This window comes from Brevibacterium sp. HMSC24B04 (assembly GCF_001806835.1).
GTDB classification, from domain to species: domain Bacteria; phylum Actinomycetota; class Actinomycetes; order Actinomycetales; family Brevibacteriaceae; genus Brevibacterium; species Brevibacterium ravenspurgense.
This window is the reverse complement of the sequence record NZ_KV786098.1, coordinates 251-20,240: the sequence shown is the minus strand read 5'-3', so window position 1 is coordinate 20,240 and position 19,990 is coordinate 251. Positions and strand designations below refer to the sequence as shown.

Genomic DNA, 19,990 nt, shown 5'->3' with positions numbered 1-19,990 from the left:
CCCCGCTTACACGACGTTCATTTCTTTGCGGACTTCGCCAGATGCGAATCTGTCCAGGCTCAGGCCCGAAATGTCGATCAGCGGGGTGCGGTCCAGGTAGAGGTCCGCCATGATTTCGCCAACCGCCGGGCCCTGGAGGAAGCCGTGGCCGGAAAAGCCGGTGGCGTACAGGAAGCCGTCGACCTGCGAAGACTTGCCGATGAGCGCATTGTGGTCCGGGGTGACTTCGTAGAGTCCCGCCCAACCGCGACGCAGCTGAACATCGTCGAGCATGGGGGTGCGCCGCTCCATGAGTTCGGCGAGCAGTTCAAGCCACGCGGGGTCCTGCTGGGTGCTGAAGCCCCACGTGTCTTCAACCTCCGGAGCACCCAACAGCAGACCAGCACCTTCAGAATGGAAGTAGTAGCTGGTCGAAAAGTCGATGGTGAACGGCAGCCGGCGCGGGTCGAAGTTCACCGGTTCGCTCACCACAATGTGACGGCGCAGCGGTTCAACCGGCAGGTCAATGCCCACGTCGGCACCGATTTTCTTCGACCACGCTCCGGCCGCGCACACCACGGTGTCAGCGGCAATCGGCCCAGCCGATGTTTCAACACCAGTAATCCGGCGGGAGCCGGGCTCCGCCTCGTCCCCCTCTGCGATGACGCGGGTGACTTCGACCCCGCGGAGGATCGTGACCCCCAGCCGGCGGGCGTTCTTGGCGTAGCCGGCCACAGCGGCCTCGGGCGTGCAGTGGGCGTCGAAGGGGTTGAAAGCGCCGGCAACAAGGTCGTCGGTGCGGATGACGGGGTTGAGTTCGCCGCATTCAGCCGGCGAAATCATGCGAGACGACTGACCCAAGGACGCCTGAAGTTCCACGTTGGCGGCCATCTTTTCGGCATCGGCCTCGTTGTCCAACAGAAACAGGTAGCCGGACTGGACCATGTCGATGTTCTGGCCCATCTGCTCTTCAAAACGGCGGAAGATCTCCAAGCTGCGCGCACCGAGCATGATGTTCGCTTCGTCCGAGAACTGGCAGCGCAGACCACCGGCAGCACGGCTTGTGGAACCGCCGGCCAGTTCGCCGCGCTCAATGAGCACAATGTCTTCAACACCGGCCTTTGCCAGTTCGTACGCAGTGGCTGTGCCCATGATGCCGCCGCCGATGATGACCACGGACGCGGACGTGGGAACAGTCTGGGGAACATTCACATTCACGAAAGCTCCTCTCGTCGGGCTGCCGATCAACGCTGATGGCAGCGGGCTGTTCAACGCTGAACAGTGCCCGAGGGATACGGCGATGAGGTCGACGCTGACCAGTTCGCCGGTGGTCCCAACGGGCCACACCACCATCGTGAACCCACTGAGCCGTAAGGACAAGCGATATATTTTTAAGCTTCCGTTTAGCTTTGCTGATGAATCGTGTAGCTTGCTCATATGCAGTGGACGTTGACGCAGCTGCGCACCTTCGTCGCAGTCGCCGAGCAGGGAACAATGGCCGCGGCCGCCACCCGCCTGGGATACACGGCCGGTGCGGTCAGCCAACACATGTCGGCACTCAGCCGAGCAGTCGGATCACCCGTCGTTTCACCTCGCGGGCGGTCCGTTGTCCTCACGGAAGCCGGGCGGGCGCTGCTGCCCCGCGCCCGAGCGGTCGTCGCCGCCGAACGCCAAGCCGCCCGAGCCATGCGCGGAGCCTCCGCCGACACGACTGTGACCGTGGGAGTTTTCGGTTCGGCTTCGGTCGCGGCCATGCAGCCAGCAACGCAGCAGCTGGAGGGCAAGGGCATTGACGTGCAAACCATCGAAGTCGACGTCGAAGAAATGCAGGAGGCGGTGGCTTCCGGGCTGATCGATGTTGGGATCGGCATCGACTACCTTGATGCGCGCCTGCCCCCGCGCCGCGGTGTGCACATGAAACCCGTCCGCCGCGAACGGCTGTCCGTGGCCGTCGGCCCCGGCGGCATGGCGGCCCTGACCGCCGAAGGGCGCGAGGTAAAGAGCCTTTCCGCTGGGCTCGAGGACGGCCCCAGCATCGACGAAACTCACGAGGTGGATGCAGCTGCTCACGAAGCCGCACCTGTGGACTCGGGCGGAGTTGGCGACGGGGCTGGCGGGTCTGGCGGCGGGGTTGGCGGCGAGGCTGGCGAGGTCGGTGCCGCCGGCAGCACTCGAGGCGCCGGCGGCTCTCCTGTCGGACTTGGGGTGGCGCCAGGCCGCGGTGATGTTTTCCGCGATCAGGAAATCCTGCGGCGCGCACTGGGCCGCGTACCGTGGATTCTGCCGCCGGCTGATTCAACGTGGGGTCGGGCGTTCCGGCTGGCCTGCCGGGAACTCGGCGTTATGCCTCGCGAGAAGCACCTTGTCACTGACTCCGCGGTGGCTCTGGCCATGGCTTCATCAGGGTTGGGCGTCACCTTGGCTACGCCCTACCTGATGCGGATGGCCCCCGCGAACGTCCACATTCTGCCCAGAACAATCTGCGGCAGCCGCGACATTGTCATCCTCACGTCCACCGATGCGCCCTTGACACCGGCGGCGCGCACTGTCGTCGACGTGCTCACCGACGTGTTCAATGCCTGAGGCTGGGTTGCCGCGGCAGTCATCCGGGCATGGCGGCGACCAGCCGTCTAGGTGGCACAGATTCACGCTTTAATGCGGACTCAGGCGCTAATGCGCTGTATTAAAGCGTGAATCTGCATTTGCGCGTGAGAACGGATGGCGCTCAGCCCCGAATGCAGACCAGCACCCCTCCGCCAGCCGCACGCTCACAAGGCCCGACCCGGCACCTCGGCGGTCGCCGACCAACCCAAACCTCACGCTTTAATGCAACCTCACGCGCTAATGCGCCGCATTAAAGCGTGAATCTGCATTTCCGCGTGAGAACGGGCCCGTGAAGGCAGGAGACCGAGGCGGGCCGCGTGAGAACGGACCGGTGACGCCCAAAAAGCAGCCGCCACCTCATCCCTGTTATCCCCCTTATTTCCCGGCTAACCTTGGAGCATCATGGATGCCGAACAGATCGACCGGTTGCGCCGTCTGAACCCCGCGTGGAAGTTGCTGCGCGCTCAGAACGCGCCCTTGATTTTGTCGTTTTTGGGTCGGTATTTCATCGAGGAAAACCACGGCGCGACGGCCGCCAGCACACTTGCGGGTGCGCTGGATGACGAGCTCTACGGGCTGAATGACCAGGCCGTCAGCCTTGGCGAACCTGCGCCGTACCCCAAGGACCCTACGGATTATTTAGAGGATTGGGCGGCGGACGATTCTGGTTGGCTGCGCAGGTTCTACCCGGTAGATTCTGACGAGCTTCACTACGACGCCACGCCTGCGCTGGAGAAGGCGTATTCGTGGGTGCTCGGCCTGCAGGTGCGCCCGTTTGTGGCCACCGAGTCGCGGCTGCAGACGATTGTAGAACTGCTGCGGCAGATCTCGATGGGTTCGGAAGAAGATCCTGAGGAACGTATTGCGGAACTCAAGCGACGCCGCGATTCAATTGATCGCGAGATTCGCCAGATTGAACAGGACCCGCAGTTTGGCATGCTCGATGGCACCAGGCTGAGGGATCGGTATCAGCAGTTTACGTCCACCGCCAGGGAACTGTTGGCGGATTTTCGGCAGGTGGAGGAAAACTTCCGGTCGTTGGATCGGAGTGCTCGAGAGAAGATCGCCACGTGGCAGGGCAGCCGCGGCGAACTGTTGGATGAACTTGTGTCGACCAGGGCCAATATCGATGGTTCGGATCAGGGACGCAGCTTCCAGGCATTTTATGACCTGCTGTTGTCGGAGGCCAGACAGGAAGAACTGTCGCAGCTGCTTGGCCGCGTGTCGGAACTTGCTCAGATACAGACAGACAGCCGGTTACGCACTATCCACCACGACTGGGCGGATGCCGCTGAACGCACTCAGCAGACGGTGCGCCAGATATCTGAACAGTTCCGCAGGTTCCTGGATGACCAAATCTGGGTGGAAAACCGCAGAGTTCTGGAACTGGTAAAAGACATCGAGCGCCATGCCGTCGATGTTCGTGCGCAAGCGCCGAAGAAGGACTCTCCCGTCGGCATCGAAGTCGACGTCCCGGGCGTTGATGTGGCGCTGCCGTTGGAACGCCCTCTGTATGACGTGCGTCCAACCACCGAGGTCGACAGCCTTCTGCAGCCCAGCGAGGCCGAAGACCTCGACACCACCGCGCTTACATCACAGGTCTTTGTTGACCAGACGAAACTCTTGAGCCAGCTTGCCGCGATCATCCCACAGGGCGAATCGGCGCTGCTGGACGACATTGTGCAGATGTACCCGATAGAACAGGGCGTGAGCGAACTCATCGGCTATCTGTCCCTGCCGGCTGAGGATGTTCAGGTGGATATCAACGACGATGTCGAATCGACCATCGAAGCCCAGGATGACGAACTCACGTACCAGGTGCGGCTTGCTCAGATTAAGGTAACCAGATCTTGAGGACACTACAGCCATGAGAACTCCCGAGGAAACAGCGGCGGCGCGCAGCATCATCGCCCTGATGCGCGGTGTGGTGTACCAGGAAACTGCAGAAGACGTCTGGCGTGACCTTCTTAAGAACCCCGCCCCGGTGCGCGATCATTTCAACACCATCGGCCTGGATGTTGTGGTGGATGAAAACGAGGGCTACGCCTATCTGCGCATGCAGGAAGAACGGGAGGGCGAAGAACCACTCCCCCGTTTGATCACACGCCGCAAACTTCCCTACAACGATTCCCTGCTGCTGGTGTTGCTGCGCAGACGCTTGGTGGAATTCGAATCCCACGGCGATCAGGGCCGCCTGGCGGTGGATCGGGATGACATCGTTGATTCGCTCCGGGTCTTTCTAGCTGACTCTTCTGACGAAGCCCGGATCATCAACAACATCGACCAGAGCATAGGCAGGATCGAGAAGCTCGGTTTTCTGCGCAAATTGCGCGGTGAAAACGATGTGTGGGAAGTCCGCCGAATTCTGAAAGCCTATGTCGATGCGCAGACGCTGTCTGATTTTGCGCAGAAGCTGGACGAATATAAGTCCGTACTGAACCAGGGTGGGCAATGAGCGAAGGTCTGTTCTCCACAGTTGAAGTTGAGGCGACGGGCAAACCGGGCTACAGACTTGAACGGATTGAACTGTACAACTGGGGTACGTTCGACAACCACGTCAGCTACTTGTGCCCAAATGGCGAAATGGCGCTGCTGACAGGTGATATCGGCAGTGGAAAGTCGACGATTGTCGATGCTGTGAGCACCTTGCTGTTGCCTTCGCACACGATTGAATACAACAAGGCCGCAGGTGCCGGTAGGCGTGAGCGTAGTTTGCGCAGCTACGTTGAGGGCCACTACAAATCTGAGCGCGACGAACAAACCGGCACATCCCGCCCAGTGGCTCTGCGCGGCCACAATGCCTATTCGGTGATTCTGGGGACCTTCACCAACGAGGGATACGGCGAAACTGTGACCCTGGCCCAGGTGTTCCAGCAGCGCGATTCAACGGGCCAGCCGTGGCGACGGTTCTTCTCTGCACCCAAGCGGCTGACCATCCTGGATGACTTTTCAGGCTTCGGCACCGATATCAACAACCTGCTGCGCAAGCTGCGGAAGAAGGACGTCGCTGTTGACGACACCTTCCCGAACTACGCCCGCCGCATGCGCAGGCTTCTGGGCATCCGGTCAGAACAGGCCATGGACTTGTTCCAGCAGACGGTGTCAATGAAGGCCGTGGGGGATCTCAACGAGTTTGTGCGCACTCACATGCTCGAACCCACCGATGCTGGTGGTCGGATCAGGCAGATCATCGACCACTTCGATGATCTTGAAAATGCCTACCAGGCCGTGCAGCGAGCCCAGGAACAGTTGGAGCTGCTGACCCCTCTGGTAGAAAACGCGGATAAGTACGAGGCCGTGATTGCCAAGAAGGACAATCTGGCCAAGCAGCGTGATGCTGTGGCTATGTTCTTTTCCGACATACGCGCGACGCTGCGAACTGCCAGTATCGAGCAGCTGGAAACTGATCTCACTACCGTCAACCAGCAGTTGGTGGCAAAGCGTGAAACCCGTGACAAGCTGTCTGCGGAACGTGACGATCTCATCGCGGCGCGGGCCTCGGCCGGCGGTGAGCGCCTGGAGACCCTGAGGCACAAGGCTGCATCTGCCCGTGAACAGCAAGAGCAGCGCGAAGCTCGAAACCAGCGTCTGCAGGTGAAACTGCAGGATGCAGGCTTGGCTGAGGTTAAAACGCGGGCTGATTTCAACCAGATGCCCGGCAAGGCTCAAGAACAACTGGCGGTGCTGGAGCCAAAGGCCACCGAACTTGATAAGAATCGTTCGGCCATCGAAGCCGAAAAGCTGCTGCTCACCCGGCAGGAACGCGAAACCAAACGCGAACTGGACAGTCTGGCCGCCCGCCGGAACAACCTGCCCAGCAACCTGCTGGATATCCGTGAACAGCTCAGTGCGGCCACTGGAATTGCTGAAGACGAGCTCCCCTTCGCGGGTGAGCTTCTGGATGTTGCCGAGGAGTTCGAAGAATGGCGAGGCGCCGCTGAACGTGTGCTTAGAAACTTCGCCTTGTCGATGTTGGTTCCGCAGGCACACTATGCCGCGGTTGCCGAATGGGTGAACAGAACCCGGCTGCAGACCACGGGTCGCGGTGGCCGCACCACGGGTGTGCGTTTGGTGTATGAACGTGTGCCGGATCGGCACGTGCCGCTGCAGCGCAAACCTTCGGCTGGGCTGCGACTTGCAGACACGATCGAAATCGAGGATTCACCCTTCCGCGCCTACTTGAAGAGCGAGGTAGAGTCCCGCGCTGACCACCTGTGTGCGGAAACCGTTGAGGAATTTCGTGGAGCGCAGCGCGCGGTCACGCGTGAGGGCCAAGTGCGTTCGCGTGACCGCCACGAAAAAGACGACCGGCGTCGTGTGGACGATCCACGCGGTTGGGTCTTGGGCCGGGTCAGTGAGCGCAAAAAAGAAGCTCTGATTCGTGAAATCCAAGAACAGTACCAGCGTCAGTCACAGCTGACTAAGGACCGGGAACAGCTTGTGGCCAGGCAGACAGAAGTCCAGGCTCAGTCCGAAGCCCTGCGTGCGGTTCTCGACTTTGACTCATGGGATGAAGTCGATTGGGAATCAGCTCGCGCCCGTGTACAAGCTGCTGAAGCTGAGATTGAGCGCCTGGAGAGCGGCTCCTCAGAGTTGGCGGAGATCACCCGCAGCTTTGAGTCCGTAGAACAGCAGATTAAGGATAACGAGGCCGCGCTAGATGATGTTGCCGAGCAGGCAACGACCCTCAAAGTGCGCTTAGACCAGGAGCGTTCAGCGCTGGAACGTGACCGTGAAATCCTCGCAGCAGGCACTTTCGAGAAAGCCCAAGAGTCCTTCGAGGACCTCCAGGCCCGGGTGCCTAAGCGCATCGCGTCCGTTGAACAGGCAGACGAGCTCCAAGCCTCGACAGTCAGTGCGATTGCGAAGGAGATCGAATCGGCGCAGGAGAAGATCAACGGCCACACCACAACGTTGCTGACGCAGATGGGCAATGTGCGCGAACAGTTCCCTGCAGAAACCACGGAAATGGATGCCAGCGTGGACGCGCGCAATGCCTATCGCGAATTCCACTCACGAGTGAAAAATGACGATCTCCCGAGGTTCAAAACGGAGTTTAAGGAACAGCTGAACACCAACGCGATTCGCGAAATTGCAGGTTTTTCCAGTTGGCTCCGCCGGCAGGCGGATGAAATCGACGTGCGGATCGGCAAGATCAACGAAGCCCTGTCAGCCGTGGACTTCAATGAGGGCCGCTACATTCGTCTGGAGAAGTCCGCCACCATTAACCAGGATGTGCGCAAGTTCCGCAGTGATCTGCGTGATGTTACCGCCGAAGTCAGTGACAACGACGATTCGTCCCTGTACTCCGAGCAGCGCTTCCAGGATGTGCGGGCGATCATCGAGCGATTCAAGGGCCGCGAGGGGCACACAGACGCCGACAAGACATGGACGGCTCGTGTTACCGACGTGCGCAATTGGTTTACGTTCTCAGCTTCGGAGCGTGATCGTGAAACTGATGAGGAGTGGGAGCACTTCCGCGATTCTGACGGCAAGTCCGGCGGGCAGAAGGAAAAGCTGGCGTACACGATCCTCGCCGCTTCGCTTGCCTACCAATTTGACCTGAAGTGGGGTGCGGCGAAATCGAAGGACTTCCGCTTTGCCGTGATTGATGAGGCTTTTGGCCGCGGTTCCGATTCCTCGACCCGCTACGCCTTGGACCTGTTCCGCAAACTGGGCCTGCAGCTGCTGATTGTCACGCCGTTGCAGAAGGTCCACATCATCGCCCCGTACGTCAAGAGCATCGGCTTCGTCGACAACGTGGGCGGCAATAATTCTCGCCTGCTGACCATGACCATCGAGCAGTACTACAACAACATGGCCGACTCCGGCGGCTCGAAACCCGGAGGTTCGAAGCCCGGGGGATCGGTGTGAGTCGAGTCCGCGCTTGGAAATCCCCGCAAGACATCCGCACTGCGGTGCAGCGCCGCTGGAAAGACGGGTCGCTGCTGCGCGCCTACGCCCAGGGTGAGGAATTCCCGGTGATCACGGTGCCCCTGGGCGGGCCGACTTCCGCTGAGCTCGCTTCCCGCTGGGATGAATGGCGTGCCTGGTCTTCTGACCTTTCCCACGATTCGCGAGGTGGGGCTCACTACGACCTCGAACTCAAGTCTGTTGGGGGTCGGGGTGCGGTAGGTGCGAACTCGGTCCCTCACCGGGCCGTGATCAGTCGGTTCGATCAGGCTTGGAAGCTTCTTTCGGTCGGCCGGGATGTTGCCGCCTTTGATGAGTTGTTGTCGGTGACGAAAAAGCGGCAGTTGGAGGCTCCCTGGCACTGGGTTTTGCGCCGACCACTGGAGGCGCTGCGGTTGGCAGCGGAGTGGCCGCAGGTGTTGGCGGCCTACGAGTGGTTGGATGCAGCGCGGGGTTCAGGCCGCTATTTGCGGCAGGTGGATGCGGCCGGGGTCGATACGAAGTTCGTGGAGTCCAACCGGCGACCGTTGGCGGAAATGCTCGGGGTGGCTGCTGCGAAGGGCAAGTTCGAGCAGGCATTGGGTTTGGCGACAAAGCCTGCGTATGTGCGCATGAGGGTAGACCCTGCGCGTTCGCCCGTGCCCGGTGTGGATGAGTTCACGCTTCGGGCGGATCAGATGTCAGCGTTTGGTTTCGTACCGGACATCGTCCTGATTGTGGAGAACGAAATTACGTTCCTCACGGTTCCTGTGCCCGCCGATGGGGCCGTGGTGTGGGGCAAGGGTTTTGAGAGTCAGCACAGCCAAACACTCGCGTTTTTTGCGGGATCGGATGTGTTGTATTGGGGCGATGTGGATACACACGGGTTCAGTATTCTGCACGGGGTTCGGGCACAACTGCCGCAAGCTGAATCAGTGTTGATGGATGAAGACACCCTGGAAGCGCACCGTAAATTGTGGGGTTCTGAGCCTGCGCCGACGAATGCGTATTTGGAGAATTTGACCCCAACGGAGCGAGCGCTGTACGACGATTTGGTGTCGGATCGACTGGGCCGCAATGTGCGCTTGGAACAGGAACGCATCAACTGGGCGTGGGCGTTGCAACGACTCGACTACCGCTGGGCACAGTAGGGGCTGGAGCGGGGTTCTGGAGGTCAGACTCACGCTTTAATGCAGACCAGCACCCCTCATCAAGCTCGCTCACAAGGCCCGACCCGGCACCTCGGAAACCCCCGGCCAACCCAGACTCACGCTTTAATGCAGATTTGCGCGGTAATGCGCTGCATTAAAGCGTGACTCTGCATTTCCGCGTGAGAACGGGCCCGTGAAGGGATGAGGTGGAAGTTGGGCTGGCCGGTCCGCCGGTGACGGAAATGCGGGTGGGGTGCAAGAGCGCTCCCCACCCGCAAACAACGAAACCCGCTGAAAATGCGTACGTGCTTAATTGCTCACATCGCTGTTCCTACCAGGCCCGAGCGTCTTCGCTGCCTTTGTAGTCTGGCCACGGCAGTTCAATTGGCGCTTCGAAGTCGGCAGGAAGCAGACGCTCCATGCCCGCATCCTTCACACGCTCATTGAACTCCTGTTTTGCTTCGTTGAGGATTTCCGGTTTCGTCAACAAGTCGATTGTCGTGCCAGCGATGGTGCGGCCTGCAACATCAATAGTCGGGGCGATCGTTTCTCGCATCCCGCCCAGGGCATTCATAACCCAGCCCGGATAGGCACCTCGTCCGGGAGCAGGCTGCAGCGCCGGTCGGGCGACGTAAAACCGCACCGTTGGCGCATAGTGGGTCATCTCGACATAGTCGTCGCTCGTCCAGTTCTTCTGCCAAGCCGGCATTTCCTCCCGAAGCAGCTTTTCGGCCTCTTCCGGAGCTATCAGTTCCTCTGTTTCTTTGAGGAACGGCTTGTCCATCGGTTCGATACCGAGGTTCTTCTGAATCTCCTGAGCAAGTTCGATCGCCTTGGAACCGTATACCGGAGCACCGACCTCCTCAAGGTTTGAGTACAGGGCGGAAGCCATGACGTGGTTCGTGATGCCCGGGCGACTACGCGCAACCCACCTGGTTTCGACTTCGCAGTGAGCCATCGCTGCGGCGTGTTCGGCATTGCGGTCGAGAACAGCCAGAACGTGTTCGGCTGTTTCAATATCAGGCGTACGCCACGAATACTGAATCCGCGCGCTGCGAGCCGGCAGGTTGTCAGCAGTGGCCTGACCATCGGAAAGGATCGCGTCGGAAAGGCTCCAGCCTCCGACGCTCGGAAGCATAGCGTCGTGCATGATGCGGGATGCGGAATACATCTGCATCATCGCCACGTTTGCTCCGGGCGCGCGGGCAGCGGAGTGCGATGCCGGAATTGGCGAGTTCGGGTTGGTGGACAGCTGCCAGGTTTCTGGCTCGTCGCACACGAACGTGTAGACCTTGCTGTAGTAAGCCCCGCACTGGGTGTCCCACCGCGCTGTGTTGCACAACGGCAACATGTAAAACGGGTGGAACGAGATGATCGCATCTGCGTCGTCGTAATAACCCTTCAGGCCGTGAACAACTTTGGAGCCGTGCATTTTCTCCGCCGGTTCACCCGTGTACTTCAGGCGACCGGGAATGTCGTGCTGTTCCATCGCGTGCTTGGTCGCCAGGAGACCGGCAAGGGTGGAGATGCCAAGCGCAGAGTGCGGGTCTGTGTGTCCAGGAGCAAACTTCGACAAGCCCTCCTGCGGTTGTTCTACCGTGACTGCTGCTTGGCTGTTGCCTGGAACTGCGTCGTATTCGGCATAGCTCAGGATGGTCGGTCCGTCGCCGTTAGCCCATTCGGCCGAGAAAGCAGTGGGCATGCCAGCAGAGTTCTCTTCAACTGTGAAGCCCTCTTCACGCAGGCGCTGCACGTACCACTCAGCTGATCGGTATTCCCGCCATGCCGGCTCCGCGTATTCCCAAATCTCGGTGTGCCAGTCAAGGAGCTTCTCGAGGTTGTCTTTCACCCATTCACGAGCCGTTTCTTTAGCGGCTCCGTTCAGATCATTTTGCACAGTCATATAGGTCTGCCTTCCAACAGTTCAAACGCTGAAGAAGAGTCAGCGAAATAAATCCATAGGCACATGCACCAGCACAAGACCGGTGGCGGCGAGTGCCTGCTTCATAGTCGATTCGAGGTCTTTCTCATCAGTCAGACCGAAGCTCGTGCCGCCGAATGCCTCAATCAGCATCTTCCAGTCAGGCTGGCCCAGAACCACTCCCGTGGGAGCGATACCGCGGTCGGCTTCGTTTTGCTTGATTTCTTCGTACCCACCGTTATCGACACAGACAACGACGACGTTGGCCTGCTGGTCTGCAGCGGTTTGGAACTCCTGCAGTGCAAACATCAGCGCCCCATCGCCCAGAACACAAACCACAGGGCGTTCGGGATCTGCAATCTTCGCCCCGATTGCGGCTGGCAGTCCGTAGCCGAGAGTTGCGTATGCCGGAGTGTAGAGAAAACGCTTAGGACCGCTGTGCTTTACCGCTGTTGTCATCCCGTAGTACGTGATCTGCGAAGAGTCCCCCGCAACAACCGCGTCTTCTGGGATAACCGCGGCCAAACGCTGCGCCAAGGCCATTTCTGCAGGCGCTAGGTCAACAGCTTCACGGTTTATCTGGTCACGAACCACACGTACGTCGAGCCATGGTTTCGCCGGAGATTCTGTGTCCAAGCGCTTGAGAAGTTCAGGAAGGACAGCTTCCACTCGACCCAACAGTGCGATATCAGCTGTGAGGTTTTTATCAAGCTGCGACTCTTCAACATCGATCCTGATGACCGCACCAGCCGGGTTTAATCCGGCTTCCCACAGTTCTGACACGCCCACTTTGGAACCCGCAACAAGCAAAACGTCAGAGCTTTCAACTGCTTTGCGAGCTGACGCAAAGCGAAGGTCAGAGCCGAGTGAAAGTGGGTGGGTCTCAGACAATGCACCTTTGCCGTTGATAGTCGTTGCGACAGGCGCTGACAGACGCTCAGCCAACACCGTGAGGTCTTCCTGCGCACCAGTTGCCCCACCACCGGCAAGGATGACCGGCTTACTGGCGACCGCCAACATCGTGGCGGCCCTATCAAGATCATCTACGGCTGGCAGAGCGACAGCGGGAAAAGTGCGTGCGGCAATAGCTTCAGCTTCAGAAGCGGAAATTTCCTCTTCCAGCAGGTCAAGCGGTATTTCGAGGTAATGAGGTCGGGGACGGCCCGCAGCGAAAGCCGCAAAAGCTGTGTGAACAGCTTCGAGGGCCTCATTGAGCGACTCAGCACGGGTCGAAGGCCCCGCGATCGCCGCAGCTGCGGCGAGCTGGTCTTTCGTTTCGTGCAAAGTGCCGTTATCCGCGAAACCTTCACCTCGGCTTACACCAGGCGCAAGAACCAGCAGAGGTCGTGATTCTGCAAACGATGTGCCGACAGCGGACAGAACGTTCAGCAGTCCAGGTCCCGAAGTTGTGATGACGACACCTGGCTTGCCGGTCCGCTGTGACCAGCCGTCGGCTCCATAACCGGCCCCCTGTTCGTGTCGCGTGGTTACGCAGTGGATTCCCAGTTTGTCCAGGTGACGATAGAACTCAAGGTTGTGGGTACCGGGTATCCCGAAAATGGTGTCAATTTCGTAGGCCCGAATGAGCCGCATGACTGCATAGCCCACATTGCAGCGGTGCTCTGTCACTTGGGTCATTGGTTGTTCTGCTCCTTTGACGAAAAAACCGGCTTCCCATCGACCCATGTTTGCAGGACCTGGATCGACGCAATATCGGCGCTTTCGGCTTCCAGTGGGTTGGCGTTCAAAACGGCGAAGTCAGCACGCTTGCCTTCTTCAAGAGAACCAAGCTCAGCCTCTCGTCCCAGCGAAATAGCACCTTCGAGGGTGTGCGCGCGCAGAGCTTCTTCGGGGGAAACACGCAGCGAGTCCGGACCGAGCTTGGCCCCTCGGCGAGTCAGACGCGTCACCGCTGTCTGGATAGCTTCCAGAGGAATTGGCTCCGCCACGGGCGCGTCTGAGGACAGTGTCATAGGTACGCCTGCATCACGGAACTCGCCCAGTGGGTTGAAGCGTTCACCAGGGGTACCGATCGCCTGTTCAACTCCCTCGCCCCAGTTGTAATAGTGCTGGGTCTGGTTGACAGGACGGATACCAAGTTCAGCCATTCGTGCGATATCGTCCTCGCTCGGTAGACCGCAATGTTCGATTCGGTGCCTTGCATCGGAGTCTGGACGCTGGCTAAGGGCCTTTTCGACCGCATCGACAACCATCTTGATCGCAACCGGCGACTGCGCGTGCGTTGCCGTTTGCAGTCCGGCCATGTGGGCCCGGATGATAAGAGACTCGTAGTCTGCCGGGTCGTGGTACAGCTGACCAGTTCGGCAAGGATCGCCGACGTACCCCTCCGGGAAGTACGCGGTCCAACCGCCAAGCGTTCCGTCGGCATACAGCTTCACCCCTGCAGCTGAGAGGAAGGCATTCCCGAAGGGACCCGTGAAGCCCAGCTCGATCACTTCGTCCAGCAGGTGCGACAAGAAGTACATCGAAACTCGCATCTTAAGCTCATCAGACTCGGTAAGAGCTTGATACGTTGCGAACTCTCGTTTCGAAACCTGCGCGTCTCCGACCGTGGTCACGCCGTTTTCCAGAAAGACTCGCTGCGCGTGCAACAGCTGGCGGGCATGCTCCGCTGGCTCATCGCCAAGGTGGAAGTTTGGACCGTGGTGGCCGACCTTAACGCCATGCAGGCCGGTAAGTACGTTGCAGGCCGCGTCTGACAGCTCGCCCGTCAACTCACCATTTTCATCACGGAAGAACTCCCCGCCCTCAGGGTTTGGAGTGTCTTTTGTAATGCCGTACTTCTCGAGCGTGTAGGTATTGACGACCCCACCGTGGCCGGAGGCGTTCATAATGTAAACCTCACGGTCTTCAGCGATCTGGTCCAGCTCATGACGCGTAGGATGCCGCTTTTCTTCAAGGTTCCGCTGCTCGTAGCCATAGCCGCGAAGCGCGGCGCCCTCCGGTAAACGCTCAGCCCCCTGGCGCATCCGTTCAACGATGTCCGGGATGTTCTTGACCTTGTTTGGTGAAATGTCGACCCAGCTGAGCAGCTGCCCGAACATCAGCGGGTGAGCGTGAGGATCAATGAAGCCAGGGACGATTGTCGCCTTGCCAAAGTCGACAAGCTCCGGCTCTACGCCGAGATCTGACGCTCTGTCCTGCACGTGGTCAAGCGTGCCAACGGCTTCAACCAATCCGCGGAAGACGAGCATGGCCTGAGCCGTTGGGGCTGTGTCATCAACAGTGATGATCGATTCAGCCGTGACAATTATCGGCCGGGAGTCTCGAGCGTCGTACGTCGCCAAGGGGCGCATATTGATTCCTTTCTTAGATCAATCAGGCAGTGGCGCTAGACGACACCGGAGCGGAGGTTTCTTCATCAATGTCGTCCTGGTACTGCGGGGCCAACATCGTGGATACCCATGCGATGACGGAAAGCACGCCGAACAGCCCGATGACCGACCAGATATTCCCAGTTGCCGCATAAAGACTGGAAGCAGCGAGCGGCGAAAGACCACCGAAAATTGCAGCGCCGACGCCGTAGCCAAGGGAAATTGAGGTGTACCGGCCTTCGGGCTTGAACATGTGAGTCATGAGCGCGGACAGCGGCGCCCACGTAGCACTCATAGCGATGCGAACAGCTGAAACGAGAATGTAAATCCACAGCGTGCTGTGTGCCTCGAGAGCCATGACGAGCGGAATCATCACAACAAATGAACTCGCGACACCGATGTACATCGTGATCTTTGGACTTAGCTTGTCACCGAGGAGTGCCAACGGCAGGGTAACGATCGCCTCGAGGAATGACGCCACCGTCATGGCACCGAGAATGACAGTTGCAGCAAGACCGACTTCCGGCCCCGTGGCGTAGCTCTGCACGTAGGTGGTTGCAATGTAGTAGCCGCCCGATGCGATAGCAACCGTGCCGACAGCCATCAAGAGGACAGGCCAGTTCTCGACCACGGCAATCTTCAACGGGGTTGACCGGAAACGTGGGCGGGAAGCGTCATCGAAGACAGGGGTTTCCTCGACACGGAAGCGGACCCAGAAACCGACGCCGATGAGGACGATGCTCGCCAAAAACGGAACTCGCCAGCCCCAGCTGAGGAATGCGTCTTCACCCATGGAAGCCAGAGCCCAGAAAGCTCCAGTCGCCAGAAGTGCGCCAAGCGGGTTACCAAGCTGTGTGAACCCTCCGTAGAAGGTCTTAAACTTCGGCGGCGCACTTTCAACCGCGATGAGGCTCGCACCGCCCCACTCACCACCAACCGCGAGGCCTTGCAGAACGCGCAGAACGATTAGGAGTATTGGCGCTGCAATTCCGATGCTTGCATACCCCGGAACGAGACCAACTGCGACTGTGGCAACGCCCATAATGATGAGCGTGATGGTCAGCGCCGGCTTGCGGCCAAATTTATCGCCGATATGTCCGAAGATAATTCCACCCAGAGGGCGGAAGAAGAATGCGACTGCATAGGTCGCGAACGATGCGACAACACCGATGGCATGGTCCGCGTCAGGGAAGAATACCTGGGGGAACACAATGGCTGCCGCCGTCGCGTAGATGTAGAAGTCGTACCACTCAATGGTTGTTCCAACTGCAGCCGCGAAGCCCGACCTAAGCGCACGCTTGTGTGTAAACGTGTTTTCTGGGGGCCGGGTTTGATTTGCCGATGATGCTTCAGACATGACGGCGGCTCCTTTGCTCGCATTGATACGACTTGGGATGACTATAAGCGCCTCAAACAGGAAGCGCACCCGTATTTGTCCACTAACATGGGCGCTCAGACAGAACATTTGCCACACCACTTGCACACATGCGTACATAAACTTGTGGCCATACCTTCAAATATGGACATATGCGCATACGATCCAGGTTTTGGCTCGTTCAGCTCAGTGCCGACCACACGGACATCCCTCAAGGAGAAACCCAACAAGGAGCGAGCTCATGGAAAGACCCGCAGGAGCACCACGCAAAGACATCGACTCAACACTGACCCGCCTCCTTCAAGCCGACGGACGCGCGCGGGTCCATGACCTCGCCGACAAACTCGGCGTATCGCGCGATGTGGTTGCACGGCGCATGAAGGCCCTGCGAACTGAAGACGGCTGGAGAATCGTGGCCGCACTCGACCCCTCATTTGCCGGGCATCGGGTATTCGTTCACGCAGCCGTCGAGATAGATGGCCCAACTACACCCACAGCCCAAGCGATCGCCGACATGGATGAAACGGTGCTTGTCTCATTGGTGAGCGGTTCCAAGCCAGTCATTTTTGAATCTCGGCACCCAGACTACGAGGGAGTGCACGAGACCCTCGACAGAGTTCGCTCCCTCCCTGGCGTCCGCCAGGTCAGCACCTCGACATACTCGAAGATCATCAAAGGATTCTTCATGGCAGAGGAAACGAGCTACATCGAACCAGACCAGATCGACGTGGCCCTGATTCGACTGCTTCAAGATGATGGACGCCGAAGCTTTCGAAGTCTTGCGAGCGAAGTCCATTTGTCTCCGACAGCCGTGCAGAGTCGGGTGGAGAAACTCATAGAAGCCGGAGTCATTCGAATATCCGCCATCAGACCTGGCCGGTTGTCTAAGCACGGCATAGCCGTCGGTGTTGGAATCTCTGCAGCGGGACCAAGCGCTCCAATCGCCGAACAGCTGGCCAACCTACCCAACATCGACTTTGCAGCTGTAAGCAAAGGTGTTTTCGATCTGATCATCACGCTGGCTGGCCCGGATACCGACCAGATCCTCCAGGCACTCGACACCCTACGCTCACTGCCCAATATCGGACGAATTGAGACCTGGACCCACTTCAACGTAGTCAAAGAAGACTATGCCCGAGCCATAGGGGCAACGCCTGCAGGCGAGCGACTCATCAGCTGACCTACCCCGAGGCACACTCCGACCACCACGTCCCAGCAGTGCAGACTCACGCTTTAATGCAGATTTGCGCGGTAATGCGCTGCATTAAAGCGTGACTCTGCATTCCCGCGTGAGAACGGAATGCTGGAGGGACGAGGTGGAGGTTGGGTTGGGCCTGCAGGGCTGGGCAGGTCGGCTGGGCCGCCTGCCGGACGGGCCGAGCCCCGTTCACGCACCACCGAAAGCACATCCAACAACGGAATCCGAATCTAAACACGCCTAGACAACTATTTTCGTCGTCTGATACGCTAAAACAACGATTTACGACGGAAAGGGCGATCATGGCTGCTGAAGACGCAGTTTCGGATGCCGAGCTCGACAGCAAGTCGAAGGCAATCATCGAGGCCTTGCAGCAGGACGGTCGACGCAGCTACGCCGAGATCGGCCGCGAAGTTGGGCTTTCCGAAGCGGCAGTACGACAGCGCGCAGCGAAGCTCACCGCTGCGGGAGTCATGCAAATCGTCGCCGTGACCTCACCCATGCAGCTTGGCTTCAACCGCCAAGCCATGATCGGCGTGCGAGTCAACAGCGACATCACCGGCACAGCCGAAGCACTCAGCAAACTCCCCCAGGTCAACTACACCGTCGTCACCGCCGGCGTTTACGACATCCTCATCGAAGTCGTCTGCGCCGATGACGACGAACTGATGGAAACCCTCCAACAGCTGCGCTCATTCGAAACCGTCGAATCAACCGACACGATGATGTACCTCAAACTCTGGGACCAGAAGTACAACTGGGGCACCCGCTAGCGCAACTGCCCACCAGTGCCAAACGGCACCTCGCCCCACCCAAACAACACCCACAAAACCCGAAGCAGACACCTCGTCAGCGAACCCGCTGACCGAGGCAAGAAAGCAAGGATTCCAATGTCGAACATCGATCTTCAAGCAGGCCTGCGCGATCACCTGTGGATGCACATGGCCAGCCACGACCACCTGTTCACCGGCGGCCGCACTCCCGTCATCACCCACGGCGAAGGCCACCATGTGTGGGACGACAAGGGGCACAAGCTCATTGACGGCCTGGCCGGCCTGTTCACCGTCCAGGTTGGCTATGGGCGTGAAGAACTCGCCCAGGCTGCCTACGACCAGACGAAGAAGCTCGGCTTCTTCCCCCTGTGGTCCTACGCGCACGAACCGGCCATCGAACTGGCCACCCGACTGGCCGCCTACGCACCGGGTGACCTCAACAGGGTGTTCTTCACCTCGGGTGGTGGCGACTCTGTTGAGTCCGCGCTGAAGCTCGCCAAGAACTACTTCCGCCTGACCGGCAAACCGGGCAAGCACAAGATCATTTCGCGTGCCACGGCCTACCACGGCACCCCGCACGGTGCCCTGAGCGTCACCTCGCTGCCGGACCTGCGCAACCAGTTCGCACCGCTCGTGCCCGGTGCGCACAAGGTGCCGAACACCAACTTCTACCGCGCAGACGACCGCTTTTCTGGTGACGAAAAGGCATTCGGCCGTTGGGCTGCCGACCGCATTGAAGAGGTCATCGAATTCGAAGGCGCAGACTCCGTCGCCGCGGTGTTCCTCGAACCGGTGCAGAACTCCGGCGGTTGCTTCCCGCCACCACCGGGCTACTTCGAGCGCGTGCGCGAAATCTGCGACGAACACGACGTTCTGCTGGTCTCAGACGAAACGATCTGTGCGTTTGGCCGCATCGGCTCAATGTTCGCCTGCAACGACTTCGACTACGTGCCGGACATCATCACCACTGCCAAGGGCATCACCTCCGGCTATGCCCCGCTCGGTGCGATGATCGCCTCGGACCGCCTGTTCGAACCCTTCGGCAAGGGTGGGGAGACCTTCTATCACGGCTACACCTTCGGCGGTCACCCCGTTTCCTGTGCTGTTGCGCTGGCCAACCTTGACGTCATGGAAAAGGACGGCCTGAACGACCGCGTGGCAACGAACTCGCTGGCTTTCCGCAACACCCTGGAGAAGCTCACGGACCTGCCGATTGTCGGCGACGTCCGAGGTGAGGGCTACTTCTTCGGCATCGAACTGGTCAAGGACAAGGCCACCAAGGAAACGTTCACAGAAGAAGAGTGCGAGCGCGTACTCAACGGCTTCGTGTCACCGGCGCTGTACGAACGCGGCCTCTACTGCCGAGCTGACGACCGCGGCGAACCCGTCATCCAGCTGGCTCCCCCGCTGACCTGCGGGCCGGAGGACTTCGAAGAAATGGAGCAGATCATCCGCTCCGTCCTCGTCGACGCCACCGAGAAGCTGTAAGAGGCACGGGGCCGAGGTGCCTCAAACGGCACCTCGGCAACCGGCACCTCGGCAACCGGCACCTCGGCAGCCTTTGGCCGACCCCAGCCATCCCAGACTCACGCTTTAATGCAGATTTGCGCGCTAATGCGCTGCATTAAAGCGTGAGTCTGCATTACCGCGTGAGAACGCGCCGGGGAAAGGACGAGGTGGAGGCCGGGCCAGGCTGCGCCCGCGCGAGCAAACGAACGAGGCGGAGGGCGGGCCGGCCTGCTCCCGCCCCACCCCAGCAGCC

The 19,990-nt window shown here is 59.6% G+C and carries 13 protein-coding genes; 8 read left to right on the top strand and 5 right to left on the bottom strand.

Annotation, left to right across the window (positions count from 1 at the left end; translation table 11 throughout):
• Positions 1-6 precede the first annotated feature (6 nt).
• Positions 7-1,197, bottom strand: coding sequence for an NAD(P)/FAD-dependent oxidoreductase (locus tag HMPREF3092_RS08015; protein ID WP_083274325.1), 1,191 nt, complete (start codon positions 1,195-1,197; stop codon positions 7-9).
• 219 nt (positions 1,198-1,416) lie between these two features.
• Between HMPREF3092_RS08015 and HMPREF3092_RS08010 the strand changes: the two genes are divergently transcribed.
• From HMPREF3092_RS08010 to HMPREF3092_RS07990, 5 genes are all read left to right on the top strand, one after another.
• Complete coding sequence (locus HMPREF3092_RS08010) at positions 1,417-2,562, top strand: LysR family transcriptional regulator (RefSeq protein ID WP_070424507.1); 1,146 nt, start codon at positions 1,417-1,419, stop codon at positions 2,560-2,562.
• Between the two features lie 423 nt (positions 2,563-2,985).
• Positions 2,986-4,437 (top strand): DUF3375 domain-containing protein, encoded by a 1,452-nt coding sequence (locus tag HMPREF3092_RS08005; protein WP_070424506.1) that lies wholly within the window; start codon positions 2,986-2,988, stop codon positions 4,435-4,437.
• A gap of 13 nt (positions 4,438-4,450) precedes the next feature.
• Complete coding sequence (locus HMPREF3092_RS08000) at positions 4,451-5,038, top strand: DUF4194 domain-containing protein (RefSeq protein ID WP_062019893.1); 588 nt, start codon at positions 4,451-4,453, stop codon at positions 5,036-5,038.
• Entirely contained in the window at positions 5,035-8,457 is a 3,423-nt protein-coding gene (locus HMPREF3092_RS07995) for an ATP-binding protein (RefSeq protein WP_070424505.1), read from the top strand. The genes HMPREF3092_RS08000 and HMPREF3092_RS07995 overlap by 4 nt, the downstream gene beginning before the upstream one ends.
• Positions 8,454-9,626: a Wadjet anti-phage system protein JetD domain-containing protein gene (locus HMPREF3092_RS07990; protein WP_070424504.1), complete on the top strand. Its 1,173-nt coding sequence runs from the start codon at positions 8,454-8,456 to the stop codon at positions 9,624-9,626. Before HMPREF3092_RS07995 ends, HMPREF3092_RS07990 begins: the two co-directional genes overlap by 4 nt.
• A 331-nt stretch (positions 9,627-9,957) precedes the next feature.
• Here the strand turns inward: HMPREF3092_RS07990 and HMPREF3092_RS07985 are convergent, their stop codons facing one another.
• The 4 genes from HMPREF3092_RS07985 to HMPREF3092_RS07970 are packed head-to-tail and all read right to left on the bottom strand — an operon-like array spanning position 9,958 to position 16,239.
• The gene (locus HMPREF3092_RS07985; RefSeq protein ID WP_070424503.1) at positions 9,958-11,529 is read right to left on the bottom strand and encodes a zinc-binding metallopeptidase family protein; all 1,572 of its coding nucleotides are present in this window, start codon (positions 11,527-11,529) and stop codon (positions 9,958-9,960) included.
• 39 nt (positions 11,530-11,568) lie between these two features.
• On the bottom strand, positions 11,569-13,185 hold the full coding sequence (locus tag HMPREF3092_RS07980) for a thiamine pyrophosphate-binding protein (protein ID WP_070424502.1): 1,617 nt from the start codon (positions 13,183-13,185) through the stop codon (positions 11,569-11,571).
• The gene (locus tag HMPREF3092_RS07975; protein ID WP_070424501.1) at positions 13,182-14,864 is read right to left on the bottom strand and encodes an amidohydrolase; all 1,683 of its coding nucleotides are present in this window, start codon (positions 14,862-14,864) and stop codon (positions 13,182-13,184) included. The genes HMPREF3092_RS07980 and HMPREF3092_RS07975 overlap by 4 nt, the downstream gene beginning before the upstream one ends.
• Before the next feature lie 22 nt (positions 14,865-14,886).
• Positions 14,887-16,239: an MFS transporter gene (locus HMPREF3092_RS07970; RefSeq protein ID WP_070424500.1), complete on the bottom strand. Its 1,353-nt coding sequence runs from the start codon at positions 16,237-16,239 to the stop codon at positions 14,887-14,889.
• 259 nt (positions 16,240-16,498) lie between these two features.
• On the opposite strand from HMPREF3092_RS07970, the gene HMPREF3092_RS07965 reads away from it, so the two are divergent.
• The 3 genes from HMPREF3092_RS07965 to HMPREF3092_RS07955 all read left to right on the top strand — a co-directional run bounded on the left by HMPREF3092_RS07965 (position 16,499) and on the right by HMPREF3092_RS07955 (position 19,716).
• Complete coding sequence (locus HMPREF3092_RS07965; RefSeq protein WP_070424499.1) at positions 16,499-17,437, top strand: Lrp/AsnC family transcriptional regulator; 939 nt, start codon at positions 16,499-16,501, stop codon at positions 17,435-17,437.
• A gap of 320 nt (positions 17,438-17,757) precedes the next feature.
• Positions 17,758-18,228: an Lrp/AsnC family transcriptional regulator gene (locus tag HMPREF3092_RS07960; protein ID WP_070424498.1), complete on the top strand. Its 471-nt coding sequence runs from the start codon at positions 17,758-17,760 to the stop codon at positions 18,226-18,228.
• A 117-nt stretch (positions 18,229-18,345) separates the two neighbouring features.
• Complete coding sequence (locus HMPREF3092_RS07955; RefSeq protein WP_070424497.1) at positions 18,346-19,716, top strand: aspartate aminotransferase family protein; 1,371 nt, start codon at positions 18,346-18,348, stop codon at positions 19,714-19,716.
• Positions 19,717-19,990 lie beyond the last annotated feature (274 nt).